The following is a 12,674-nucleotide window of genomic DNA, read 5'->3' on the forward strand; positions in this document are numbered from 1 at the left end:
GGTAGGCGGTGAACTTCGACAGGTAGTGCGAGTACGGCAGCACCGCGTGCGACTGCGCGTCGAGGAAGTCGCCGTACCAGATGCCCAGCAGGCCGAGGAGGAGCGGGGCGTTCGCCGGGGCCTCGGCGTTGCGGAAGTGCTCGTCGACGATGCGGAAGCCGTCGAGCATCTCCCGGAAGCGGTCCGGGCCGATGGCGATCATCAGGGACAGGCCGATCGCCGAGTCGTAGGAGTAGCGGCCGCCGACCCAGTCCCAGAACTCGAACATGTTGGCCGTGTCGATGCCGAACCCGGACACCTTCTCCGCGTTCGTCGACAGCGCCACGAAGTGCTTCGCCACCGCCTTCTCGTCGCCGTCGAAGGCGTCGAGCAGCCAGGAGCGCGCCGAGGTCGCGTTCGTGATCGTCTCGATCGTGGTGAACGTCTTGGACGCCACGATGAACAGCGTCTCGGCCGGGTCCAGGTCCCGGACCGCCTCGTGCAGGTCGGCGCCGTCCACGTTGGACACGAACCGCAGGGTCAGCGAGCGGTCGGTGAAGGCCCGCAGCGCCTCGTACGCCATCGCCGGACCCAGGTCGGAGCCGCCGATGCCGATGTTGACGACGTTGCGGATCCGCCGGCCGCTGTGACCGGTCCACTCGCCGGAGCGGACCTTCTCCGAGAAGGCGGCCATCTTGTCCAGGACCGCGTGGACCTTGGGCACGACGTTCTCGCCGTCGACCTCGACCACCGCGTCCCGCGGGGCGCGCAGCGCGGTGTGCAGGACCGCCCGGTCCTCGGTGATGTTGATCCGCTCGCCGCGGAACATGGCGTCCCGCAGCCCGAACACGCCGGTCGCGGCGGCCAGGTCCTGGAGCAGCGCCAGGGTCTCGTCGGTGACGAGGTGCTTCGAGTAGTCGATGCGCAGGTCTCCGACGCGCACGACGTACCGCTCCGCGCGCCCCGGGTCGGCGGCGAACAGCTCGCGCAGGTCCGGTCGCGCCATGGCGTCCGTGCGGTGGTCCGCGAGCGCGGTCCACTCGGGGCGCCGGTTGAGCTTCGGGGAGTCAGACATGGACGGGGGTCTCCTTGCCGGCCTCGCCGCGCAGGGCGATGGCGTACATCTCGTCGGCGTCGAGGCGCCGCAGCTCCTCGGCGATCAGTTCGGAGGTGGGGCGCACCTTCAGGGCGAGGGAGCGCGGGGGCTGACCGGGCAGGGTCATCGTGGCGAGCGGGCCCTCCGGGCGGTCGATGACGATCTCGCCGTTCGCGGTGCCGAGCCGGACGGCCGTGACCACCGGGCCGTCGGTGACCACGCGGTCGACGGTGACGCCGAGGCGTGCCTCCAGCCAGCGGGCCAGCAGTTCGGCCGCCGGGTTGTCCGCCTCGGCCTCGACCACCGCCGAGGTCACCGGCACCCGCGCCTGGTCCAGCGCGGCCGCCAGCATGGACCGCCACAGGGTCAGCCGGGTCCAGGCGAGGTCGGTGTCGCCGGGCGCGTAGCAGCGGACCCGGCGGGCGAGGACCTCCATCGGCCGCTCGACCGCGTACAGGTCGGTGATCCTGCGCTGCGCCAGCGCGCCCAGCGGGTCGCCCGCGGGGTCGTCCGGGGCGTCCACCGGCCACCACACGACGACCGGGGCGTCCGGCAGCAGCAGCGGCAGCACGACCGAGTCGGCGTGCTCGGACACCTCGCCGTACATGCGCAGCACGACGGTCTCACCGGTGCCGGCCTCGGAGCCGACCCGGACCTCGGCGTCGAGGTGCGAGCGGGTGCGGTCCCGCAGGTTGCGGGGGTGGCGCTTGATGACGACCAGGGTGCGCGAGGGGTGCTCGTGCGAGGCCTCCTCGGCCGCCTTGATCGCGTCGTAGGCGTTCTCCTCGTCGGTGACGATGACCAGCGTGAGCACCATGCCCACGGCCGGGGTGCCGATGGCCCGGCGGCCCTGCACCAACGCCTTGTTGACCTTGCTTGCCGTGGTGTCGGTCAGGTCGATCCTCATGGCCTGCGCCAGCTCCGTCCGTCTCGTGCGAGCATCTCGTCGGCTTCCCGCGGTCCCCAGCCGCCCGAGTCGTACTGTGCGGGCCTGCCGTGGGTGTCCCAGTACTCCTCGATCGGGTCGAGGATCCGCCAGGACTCTTCCACTTCCTGGTGGCGCGGGAACAGGTTGGCGTCGCCCAGAAGGACGTCCAGGATCAGCCGTTCGTACGCCTCGGGACTCGATTCCGTGAACGACTCGCCGTAAGCGAAGTCCATGGAGACGTCCCGGATCTCCATCGACGTGCCCGGCACCTTCGAGCCGAAGCGGACCGTCATGCCCTCGTCGGGCTGGACGCGGATGACGATCGCGTTCTCGCCCAGCTCCTCCGTCGCGGTCGAGTCGAAGGGGGAGTGCGGGGCCCGCTGGAAGACGACCGCGATCTCCGTGACCCGGCGGCCCAGGCGCTTGCCGGTGCGCAGGTAGAAGGGGACGCCCGCCCAGCGGCGGTTGTCGACGCCCAGCTTGATCGCCGCGTAGGTGTCGGTGGTGGAGGCCGGGTCGATGCCGTCCTCCTCCAGGTAGCCGGGGACCTGCGCGCCGCCCTGCCAGCCGCCCGCGTACTGGCCGCGCACGGTGTGGTCGCCGAGGTCGTCGGGCAGCCGCACCGCCCTGAGCACCTTGAGCTTCTCGGTGAGCAGGGAAGCCGCGTCGAAGGAGGCGGGTTCCTCCATCGCGGTGAGCGCCATCAGCTGCAGGAGGTGGTTCTGGATGACGTCGCGGGCGGCGCCGATGCCGTCGTAGTAGCCGGCCCGGCCGCCGATGCCGATGTCCTCGGCCATCGTGATCTGCACGTGGTCGACGTAGGACCGGTTCCAGATCGGCTCGTACATCTGGTTGGCGAAGCGCAGCGCCAGGATGTTCTGGACGGTCTCCTTGCCCAGGTAGTGGTCGATGCGGAAGACCTGCTCCGGGTCGAAGACCTCGTGCACCAGCGCGTTCAGGTCCCGGGCGCTGTCCAGGTCGTGCCCGAACGGCTTCTCGATCACCGCGCGCCGCCAGGAGCCCTCGGGCGCGTCGGCCAGCCCGTGCTTCTTGAGCTGCTGGACCACCTTCGGGAAGAACTTCGGCGGCACCGAGAGGTAGAAGGCGTAGTTGCCGCTGGTGCCGCGGGAGGCGTCCAGCTCCTCCACGGCCTTGCGCAGCTGTTCGAAGGCGTCGTCGTCGTCGAAGTCGCCCGGGATGAACCGCATGCCCTCGGAGAGCTGCTGCCAGACCTCCTCGCGGAACGGCGTCCGGGCGTGCTCCTTGACCGCGTCGTGGACGACCTCGGCGAAGTCCTGGTCCTCCCAGTCCCGGCGGGCGAAGCCGACCAGCGAGAAGCCGGGCGGCAGCAGACCGCGGTTGGCCAGGTCGTACACGGCCGGCATCAGCTTGCGGCGGGACAGGTCGCCGGTGACGCCGAAGATGACCAGCCCGGAGGGGCCCGCGATGCGGGGCAGGCGGCGGTCCTGCGGATCGCGCAAGGGGTTGCTCCAGTCGAGCGGTGTCACGGGTGTGACGCCCTTCCCGTCCGCGGCCTTCCCCTTCGCGCTCTTGGCGGCGCGGGCCGGCGCGGTCTTCTTCGCGCCCCGCCGTGCCTTGGCCGGCCCGGCCGGTTTCGCCCCGCGGGTCGCCCCGGCCTCCTCGGCCTGCTCGGCGTGGAGCGGGCCGGCGGCCTCCTGGGCCATCCGGGCCTCCTTGGCCTCCTTCGTCGCCTTGGTCTCTTCGACCGTCGTAGCGGGAAGGTCCTCGCTCATTCCCCGTCAACTCCCTTGCTGTCGAGGGACTTCGTCACGGCACCGAGCAGGTCCCGCCAGGCGTCCTCGAACTTCGCCACGCCCTCCTGCTCCAACTGCTCCACCACCTCGTCGTACGGCACACCGAGCCGCTCCACGGCCGCCAGGTCCGCCCTCGCCTGGGCGTACCCGCCGGTGACCGTGTCACCCCTTACGTCGCCGTGATCGGCGGCGGCGTCCAGGGTGGCCTCCGGCATCGTGTTCACGGTGCCGGGGGCGACCAGCTCCTCCACGTACAGGGTGTCCCGGAATGCCGGGTCCTTCACCCCGGTCGACGCCCACAGGGGACGCTGGGGGTTGGCGCGGGCCCCGGCCAGGGCGGTGAAGCGGTCCCCGGCGAAGACCCTCTCGTACGCCTCGTAGGCCAGTCGCGCGTTGGCCAGCGCCGCCCTCCCGCGCAGGGCGAGGGCTTCCTCGGTGCCCAGCAGCGTCAGCCGCTTGTCGATCTCCGTGTCGACGCGGGAGACGAAGAACGAGGCGACCGAGTGGATGCCCGCCAGGTCGAGCCCGGCCGCGCGGGCCCGCTCCAGACCGGCGAGGTAGGCGTCCATCACCTCGGCGTAGCGCTCCAGCGAGAAGATCAGCGTGACGTTGACGCTGATGCCGGCGCCGATGACCTCGGTGATCGCCGGGAGCCCCGCCCGGGTCGCCGGGATCTTGATCATCACGTTGGGGCGGTCGACCAGCCAGGCCAGCTGGCGGGCCTCGGCGACCGTCGCCCGGGTGTCGTGCGCGAGGCGCGGGTCGACCTCGATGGAGACCCGGCCGTCCCGGCCGCCGGTCGCGTCGTACACCTCGCGCAGCACGTCGGCGGCGGCGCGGACGTCGGCGGTGGTCATCATGCGGACCGCCTCGTCGACGGTGACGCCTCTGGTCGCCAGGTCGGCCAGCTGCTCGTCGTAGCCCTCGCCGGAGCCGATGGCGGCCTGGAATATCGACGGGTTGGTGGTCACGCCGACCACGTTCCTCGTCCTGACGAGCCCGGCGAGACCGCCGGACTCGATCCGCCGCCGCGACAGGTCGTCCAGCCACACGGACACGCCCTGGTCGGCCAGGCGCTTGAGTGCTCCCGCGGTCGCGGTTGCTTGGGTCACAGTGATCATCTTCTCTTTCTGCGGTCGGACCGGTCGATCCGGTCGATCCGGTCGGCTCAGCCGCGGGCGGCGGCCAGGGATTCCCTGGCGGCGGCGGCCACGTGTCCGGCGGTGAGGCCGAACGCGGTGAACAGGGTCTCGGCGTCGGCGGAGGCGACGAAGTGCTCCAGGGAGACGATGCGCCCTGCGTCCCCGACGTACTTGTGCCAGGTCAGCCCGATCCCGGCCTCCACGGCCACCCGGGCCCGCACCGACGGCGGCAGCACGCCCTCGCGGTACGCGCGCGGCTGCTCCTCGAACCACTCGACGCACGGCATCGACACCACGCGCGTGGCGGTGCCCTCCGCCTCCAGGGCCTCCCGCGCGGCCACGGCGAGCCGCACCTCGGATCCGGTGGCGATCAGGACGACGTCCGGGGTACCGGTGGACGCCTCGGCGAGGACGTGGCCGCCGCGCGCCGCGTCCGGCGCGGGCGCGTACGTCGGCACGCCCTGGCGGGTCAGGACGAGGCCGTGCGGGGCCGGGTGGGCGGTGTGCCGCCGGAGGATCTCCGCCCAGGCCGCCGCGGTCTCGTTCGCGTCGGCCGGCCGGACCACGTTCAGACCCGGGACGGCGCGCAGCGCGGCCAGGTGTTCGACCGGCTGGTGGGTGGGGCCGTCCTCGCCGAGGCCGACGGAGTCGTGCGTCCACACGTACGTCACCGGCAGCTGCATCAGCGCGGACATGCGCACGGCGTTGCGCATGTAGTCGGAGAAGACCAGGAACGTTCCGCCGTGGACGCGGGTGTTGCCGTGCAGCGCGATGCCGTTCATCTCCGCCGCCATGGAGAACTCGCGGATGCCGAAGTGGACCGTGCGGCCGTACGGGTCGGCCGTGGGCAGCGGGTTGCCCTCGGGCAGGAAGGAGCTGCCCTTGTCGATGGTGGTGTTGTTCGAGCCGGCCAGGTCGGCGGAGCCGCCCCACAGCTCGGGCAGCACCGGGCCGAGCGCCTGGAGCACCGCGCCGGAGGCGGCACGGGTGGCCAGGGACCGGCCGGGCTCGAACACCGGCAGCGTGTCCTCCCAGCCCGCGGGCAGCCGGCCGGCCACCACGCGGTCGAACAGCGCAGCTCGCTCCGGCCGCTCCCCGCGCCAGGCCGCGATCCGCTTGTCCCAGGCGGCGTGCGCCTCGGCACCGCGGTCCAGGGCGGCGCGGGTGTGGGCCAGGACCTCGTCCGCGACCTCGAAGGAGCGGTCCGGGTCGAAGCCGAGGAGGCGCTTGGTGGCGGCGACCTCGTCCGTGCCCAGGGCGGAGCCGTGGGCGGCCGCCGTGTTCCGGGCGTTCGGGGCGGGCCAGGCGATGACCGTGCGCAGGGCGACGATGGAGGGGCGCCCGGTCTCGGCGCGGGCCTCGGTGAGCGCCGCGTACAGCGCGCGCACGTCGACGTCGCCGTCCTCGGCGGGTTCGACGCGCCGGGTGTGCCAGCCGTAGGCCGCGTACCGCGCCAGCACGTCCTCGGAGAACGCGGTGGCCGTGTCGCCCTCGATGGAGACGTGGTTGTCGTCGTAGAGGAGGACGAGGTTGCCGAGCCGCTGGTGCCCGGCGAGCGAGGACGCCTCGGCGGAGACGCCCTCCTGGAGGTCGCCGTCGGAGACGATCGCCCAGACGGTGTGGTCGAAGGGGGACTCGCCCGCCGGCGCCGCCGGGTCGAACAGGCCGCGCTCGTAGCGGGCGGCCATGGCCATCCCCACCGCGTTGGCCACGCCCTGGCCGAGCGGTCCGGTCGTCGTCTCGACCCCGGCGGTGTGCCCGTACTCGGGGTGGCCGGGCGTCTTGGAACCGTGCGTGCGGAAGGCGCGCAGGTCGTCCAGCTCCAGCTCGTACCCGGCGAGGTAGAGCTGGGTGTAGAGGGTCAGCGAGGTGTGGCCGGGGGAGAGGACGAAGCGGTCACGTCCGGTCCACTCCGGGTCGGCGGGGTCGTGCCGCATCACCTTCTGAAAGATCGTGTACGCGGCGGGGGCCAGGGCCATCGCCGTGCCCGGGTGGCCGTTCCCCGCCCTCTCCACCGCGTCGGCCGCCAGAACACGGGCGGTGTCGACGGCACGCCGGTCGAGTTCGGTCCATACGAAGGGGTCCGCGCCGTCCGCTGTCCGCGTGCTCATCTTCAAGAAATCCTCGATCGGAGCGGGAGAACTGATCTGACGCCTTCAAACTTAAAAGTCTGACTTTTGGGAGTGAAGGTCGTCCTGTGCCAGCCTGTGGTGAAACTGGGACACGCCCCGGCTCCGGGGCGCACGGGCGGGACGGCGCGAGAAGGACATGGCGGACAAAAACGGTCGGGGTGGCGGCGAAGGCGGCGACGGGATCAGAACGTTCCCCTTCCCGGTCGATCTCAGCCTCCTCGGCGTCGGCATGCAGGTCGGTCCCATGGGCTCGGGGCGCACCTGGCATGCCCACGCCCCACTGCACCGCGTCCACCGCATCGACTTCCACGTCGTCATGCTCTTCACCGGCTCCCCGGTCCGCCACATGATCGACTTCACCGAGTACGAGGCCGCGGCCGGCGACGTGCTGTGGATCCGGCCGGGCCAGGTCCACCGCTTCTCGCCGGACAGCGAGTACCGCGGAACCGTGCTCACCATGCAGCCCGGCTTCCTGCCACGCGCCACCGTGGAGGCCACCGGCCTCTACCGCTACGACCTCCCGCCGCTGCTGCGCCCCGACGAGGCGCGGCTCGCCGCGCTGACCGCCTCGCTCGGGCAACTGCGCCGCGAGTACGAGGACGCGACGACCCTGCCGCTCAGCCTGCACACCGCGGTGCTGCGCCACACGCTCTCCGCGTTCCTGCTGCGCCTGGCCCACCTCGCGGTCAGCTCCGCCCGCCAGGCGCGCGAGGGGCGGGCGGACGCGCCGTGGGACACGACCTTCACCCTGTTCCGCGACGCCGTCGAGCGGGGCTTCGCCACCAATCACAGCGTCAGCGCCTACGCCGACGCGCTCGGTTACTCCCGCCGCACCCTGGTCCGCGCGGTGCGCGCCGCCACCGGCGAGACGCCCAAGGGGTTCATCGACAAGCGCGTGGTCCTGGAGGCCAGGCGGCTGCTCGCCCACACCGAGATGCCGATCGGCCGGGTCGGCGCGGCCGTCGGCTTCCCGGACGCCGCGAACTTCTCCAAGTTCTTCCAGCAGCACACGGACCAGACGCCGGCCGCCTTCCGGGCGGAACTGCGCTGAGCTCGGCGGCGGAACGCGACGGACACGACGAAGGGGCCCCACGGACGCGTGGAGCCCCTTCGCCCTCCTGCGGGGGCCGGTCGCCGCTCAGCGGCCGAAACTGAACCAGTTCACGTTGACGAAGTCGGCCGACTGGCCGCTGCTGAACGTCAGATACACGTCGTGGGTGCCCGTCACCGCGCCGATGTTCGCCGGGATCGTGCGCCAGGACTGCCAGCCGCCCGTGTTGCCCACGGCGAAGCTGCCGACCGGCGTACTGGTCCGGCTGTCCAGGCGCACCTCCACCAGTCCGCTGACGCCGGCCGGGGCGCCGCTCGCCACCCGGGCCTTGAACTGGGTGGCCGGGGTCGAGCCGAAGTCGACGCCCTTGTACTGGACCCAGTCCCCGTTCGCGAGGGCGCCGAGGTTGCGTCCGCCGCCCGAGTCCGAGGTGCCCTCGGTCATGGTGCCCGACTGGGCGTCGTACGACTCCGCCTCGACCGCGGCGTAGGCGTCGCGGCCGCCGCCGGACGGCGGCGGGGTGGTGCCGCCCCCGCCGGACGACAGCACCTGGACGTAGTCCACGAGCATGGAGTGGCCGGGCTGCGTGCCGGCGTCCGGGCCGCCGCCGAAGGCGTCCGGGAAGCCGCCGCCCATCGCCACGTTGAGGATGATGAAGTAGCCGTGGTTGGTCGCGTTGGCCCAGGTCGTGGCGTCGACCTGGTTGGCGCGGACGGTGTGGAAGTTGTTGCCGTCGACGTAGAAGCGGATCTCCTCCACGGCGGTGGAGCGGTCCCACTCCATCCGGTAGGTGTGGAAGGCCGCCTGGCAGGTGGCGCCGGGGCAGGCGGTGCTGCCGCCGATGCCGCTGGTCTCGTTGCAGGGGCCGCCCGGCGATGTGCCGCAGTGCATCGTGGACCACACGGTGTTGAGGCCCTGGGTGTTCTCCAGGATGTCGATCTCGCCGACTCCGGGCCAGTTCCAGTAGTTGCCCCGGTAGGGGCCGCCCAGCATCCAGAACGCCGGCCAGTAGCCCTTGGCCGCGGCGCCGGTGACGTTCGGGACCTGGATGCGGGACTCCACCCGCAGCTTGCCGCCGGCCGGCGGCTCGAAGTCGGTGCGCTTCGTCTCGACGCGGCCCGAGGTCCAGTTGCCGGCGGCGTCGCGGCGCGGGGTGATGCGCAGGTTGCCGCCGCCGTCCAGGGAGACGTTGCTGGTCGACGACGTCATCGTCTCGATCTCGCCGGTGCCCCAGTTGGCGGGGCCGCCGGGGTATCCGGTGCCGGTCGCGTACTGCCAGTTCGCGGTGTTCACGCCGGAACCGGCCGCGCCGTCGAAGTCGTCGGCGAAGACCTGGGTCCAGCCGGACGGGGGCGGCGGGACGGTGGCGTTCGCGGACGGACCGGTCACCGCGGTCGCGGTGGCGGCGAGCGCGAGGGTGCCGACGACGGCCACCAGCGCCCGGCGCAGCGGCCGGCGCCCGGGCGGGTTGCCGGATCTCTCTCTCATGGGGGGTCGCCTCTCGAATGCGGGAGTGGGAAGCGGTACGCCCCGAGGGCGCGGCGTCTTGAGAGCGCTCTCAGAGTGCGGCCAATGTGCTCTCGGGCGCGGCCGCCGTCAAGAGGTGAAGCCGAGAAAGTCCGCTCCGTGCGGGGGAGTTCAGTCCGTGAACGCCGCGAACGCGGCGAATCCGCGCAGCCCGCGACGGCATCCGCGGCACCCGGCACCCCGGCGCCCTTGCGGGCGCCCCGTGCCGGTCGTGCGGGGCCGCGGGCCCTCGGTGTCCGGCACCCGGCGTCCGTCGGGTCGCTCGGTGCGCGTGTCATGATCGGCGGCAGGTGGAGGTTCGGCCGGAAGAGGGAAGGGCACTGCCGTGAGGCTGACGATTCTGGGCGGCGGCGGGTTCCGGGTGCCGCTCGTGTACGGGGCGCTCCTCGGCGACCGGGGCGAGGGGCGTGTGACCCGTGTCGTGCTGCACGACCTGGACGCGGCCCGGCTGTCCGCGGTCGGCCGGGTGCTGGCCGAGCAGGCCGCGGGCGTGCCCGACGCGCCCGAGGTGAGCGTGACGACCGATCTGGACGAGGCGTTGCGCGGCGCCGACTTCGTGTTCTCCGCGATCCGGGTCGGCGGCCTGGAGGGGCGCGCCGAGGACGAGCGGGTGGCGCTCGCCGAGGGCGTGCTCGGGCAGGAGACCGTCGGCGCGGGCGGCATCGCCTACGGCCTGCGGACCGTCCCGGTCGCCGTCGACATCGCGCGCCGCGTGGCACGGCTGGCGCCGGACGCCTGGGTCATCAACTTCACCAACCCGGCCGGCCTGGTCACCGAGGCCATGTCCCGGCACCTCGGCGACCGCGTCATCGGCATCTGCGACTCGCCGGTGGGCCTCGGCCGCCGCGTCGCCCGGGTGCTGGGCGCCGACCCGGACCGCGCCTGGATCGACTACGTCGGCCTCAACCACCTGGGCTGGGTGCGCGGCCTGCGCGTGGCCGGCCGCGACGAACTCCCCCGGCTGCTCGAAGACCCCGCGCTGCTGGGCTCGTTCGAGGAGGGCCGGCTCTTCGGCCCGGACTGGCTCCGCTCGCTCGGCGCGATCCCCAACGAGTACCTGCACTACTACTACTTCAACCGCGAGACGGTCCGCGCCTACCGCGAGGCCGACCGCACCCGGGGTGCCTTCCTCCGCGACCAGCAGGCCGGCTTCTACGACGAGATGCGCGACCCCGGGGCCCCGGCGCTGGCCGCCTGGGATCGCACCCGCGCCGAACGCGAGGCCACCTACATGGCGGAGAACCGGGAGACCGCCGGCGCCGGCGAACGCGAGGCGGACGACCTGTCCGGCGGCTACGAGAAGGTGGCCCTCGCGCTGATGCGGGCGGTCGCCCGCAACGAACGCACCACGCTGATCCTCAACGTCCGCAACCGCTCCACCCTGTCGGTCCTCGACCCCGACGCCGTGATCGAGGTCCCCTGCCTGGTCGACGCGGGCGGCGCGCACCCGGTGGCCGTCGACCCGCTGCCGGGCCACGCCACCGGCCTGGTCTGCGCGGTCAAGGCCGTCGAGCGGGAGGTCCTGGCGGCGGCGGACACGGGCTCCCGCACGGCGGCCGTGCGCGCCTTCGCCCTGCACCCCCTGGTCGACTCGGTCGCCGTCGCCCGCCGCCTCCTCGACGGCTACACCGCGGTCCACCCGGGACTGGCGTACTTGCGCTAGGGCGCCGGGAGTCCTGGGACCCCGGGAGTCCTAGGGCGCCGGGGCCACGGCGTGGGCGGCGAGTGGGGCCGGTGCGGTCGGGGCGGGGGCTGGTGCGGTGGTGAGGTCCGCGCGCTGCTGGGGCAGCGACACCGGCCGCAGCGGCCGGGGACCGGACACCACCGTGTAGTCCTGGCCGAGGAAGGGCGGCTCCAGCTCGCCCGGGTCGTCGCCGAGGGCCAGCCGGACGGCCGCCCACGGCACGTTGACCCCGCACAGCGCCAGCTGGTGCAGCCCGCCGGCCGGCCGGGTGTTGACGTCCATCAGGACGGGCCGGTCCCCGTACATCCGGAACTGCACGTTAGACAGGTGGTGCAGCCCGAAGGCCTCCGCGATCCGCCGCGCCGGCCCGAGCCACCGCTCGTGCAGCGTGAAGCCGCGGCGGCGGCCGTTCTTGGTCCGCCCCACTGCCAGGCGTACCCGGTCGTCCGGGCCGGTGAGGCAGTCCACCGACACCTCCGGCTGCTCCAGTCGAGGCATCACCAGCCAGTCGACCGGCTCCTCGGCCGCCCGCAGCGCCTCGACGACCAGCGGCAGCGGAACGGACGGGCTCGGGAACCCGTTCAGGTGCGTCAGCGAGAACGGGTCCCGGGTGACCATCCGGAACCCCACGCCTCCGGCGCCCGAGGCCGGCTTGAAGCAGGCCCGGTGCCCGAGCCCCTCCAACTCCTCGACCGCGCACACCAGTTCCTCGGCCGTACGCACCCGCCACCACGGCGGCACCGGCACACCGACCGCGCGGACCGCCTCGTAGGCGACCACCTTGTCCTGGAAGACGGCCACCGCCTTCGGGGGCGGCGCGAGCAGTGCCGTACCGGCCGCCTCGAACTCGGCGCGGTGCGCCACGACGGCGGACTGGTGCAGGCGCGGCACGAACACGTCGATGCCGCGGCGCGCGCACTGGTCCAGGGCGTACTCGACGTAACCGGCCGGGGACAGGCCCTCGGGCTCCAGCTCGGCGGTGTCCGCGGCGGCCAGCACCGGGGAGTCCGGGTCGCCGTGGGTGGCGTGGATCTCGACCGCCCGGTCGGCGGGATTTCTGCGCAGCTGATCCATGAAGAAGACGTTCTCCGCGTACGTGCGGTTGAGCCAGACGCGTACGGGAGAAACCATGCAGGCCGCCTTCCGGGGTTCGCGGGCAGGGCGGAGCGGGCCGTGCCCGGCCAGGGGGTTGGAGGGACACCGGGGCCGCTCGGCGTGAAGCCAGAGTCGGGGCAGCGGTGTTGGGGCGATCATAGGGGTACCCGCGGCCCCGAGCGCAACGAGCGTCACACGGATGCCCCGGGCGGCCGCATGCCGCTCTTGTGACCGGGTGGGGTATGTGATCTTGTGGCGTCCGAAC

9 protein-coding genes are annotated in these 12,674 nt (G+C 72.9%); 2 read left to right on the forward strand and 7 right to left on the reverse strand.

Annotated features, from left to right (window positions below; all coding sequences use genetic code 11):
• From pgi to tkt, 5 genes are all read right to left on the reverse strand, one after another.
• Window positions 1-1,054, reverse strand: a 1,054-nt coding sequence (gene pgi / locus IE108_RS28260; RefSeq protein WP_189397781.1) for a glucose-6-phosphate isomerase, incomplete at its 3' end; no start/stop codon positions are given.
• The gene (gene opcA, locus IE108_RS28265) at window positions 1,047-1,982 is read right to left on the reverse strand and encodes a glucose-6-phosphate dehydrogenase assembly protein OpcA (protein ID WP_064730753.1); all 936 of its coding nucleotides are present in this window, start codon (window positions 1,980-1,982) and stop codon (window positions 1,047-1,049) included. The genes opcA and pgi, both read right to left, overlap by 8 nt.
• Entirely contained in the window at window positions 1,979-3,757 is a 1,779-nt protein-coding gene (gene zwf / locus IE108_RS28270; protein ID WP_064730754.1) for a glucose-6-phosphate dehydrogenase, read from the reverse strand. The genes opcA and zwf overlap by 4 nt, the downstream gene beginning before the upstream one ends.
• Entirely contained in the window at window positions 3,754-4,899 is a 1,146-nt protein-coding gene (tal, locus tag IE108_RS28275; protein WP_064730755.1) for a transaldolase, read from the reverse strand. The genes zwf and tal overlap by 4 nt, the downstream gene beginning before the upstream one ends.
• A gap of 47 nt (window positions 4,900-4,946) precedes the next feature.
• Window positions 4,947-7,031 (reverse strand): transketolase, encoded by a 2,085-nt coding sequence (gene tkt / locus IE108_RS28280; protein WP_064730756.1) that lies wholly within the window; start codon window positions 7,029-7,031, stop codon window positions 4,947-4,949.
• Window positions 7,032-7,188: 157 nt separating this feature from the next.
• Here tkt and IE108_RS28285 point away from each other — a divergent pair, with 157 nt between their 5' ends.
• The gene (locus tag IE108_RS28285) at window positions 7,189-8,103 is read left to right on the forward strand and encodes a helix-turn-helix transcriptional regulator (RefSeq protein WP_064730757.1); all 915 of its coding nucleotides are present in this window, start codon (window positions 7,189-7,191) and stop codon (window positions 8,101-8,103) included.
• Between the two features lie 87 nt (window positions 8,104-8,190).
• Here IE108_RS28285 and IE108_RS28290 read toward each other — a convergent pair whose 3' ends face one another.
• Window positions 8,191-9,591 carry a glycoside hydrolase family 16 protein gene (locus tag IE108_RS28290; RefSeq protein WP_064730758.1) on the reverse strand — a complete coding sequence of 467 codons (1,401 nt, stop codon included), beginning with the start codon at window positions 9,589-9,591 and terminating at the stop codon, window positions 8,191-8,193.
• 364 nt (window positions 9,592-9,955) lie between these two features.
• Between IE108_RS28290 and IE108_RS28295 the strand changes: the two genes are divergently transcribed.
• Window positions 9,956-11,293 carry a 6-phospho-beta-glucosidase gene (locus IE108_RS28295; RefSeq protein WP_064730759.1) on the forward strand — a complete coding sequence of 446 codons (1,338 nt, stop codon included), beginning with the start codon at window positions 9,956-9,958 and terminating at the stop codon, window positions 11,291-11,293.
• 30 nt (window positions 11,294-11,323) lie between these two features.
• Here IE108_RS28295 and IE108_RS28300 read toward each other — a convergent pair whose 3' ends face one another.
• Complete coding sequence (locus tag IE108_RS28300) at window positions 11,324-12,445, reverse strand: ATP-grasp domain-containing protein (protein WP_064730760.1); 1,122 nt, start codon at window positions 12,443-12,445, stop codon at window positions 11,324-11,326.
• Window positions 12,446-12,674 lie beyond the last annotated feature (229 nt).

This window comes from Streptomyces parvulus, assembly GCF_014648855.1.
In the GTDB taxonomy this organism is placed as follows: Bacteria; Actinomycetota; Actinomycetes; order Streptomycetales; family Streptomycetaceae; genus Streptomyces; species Streptomyces parvulus.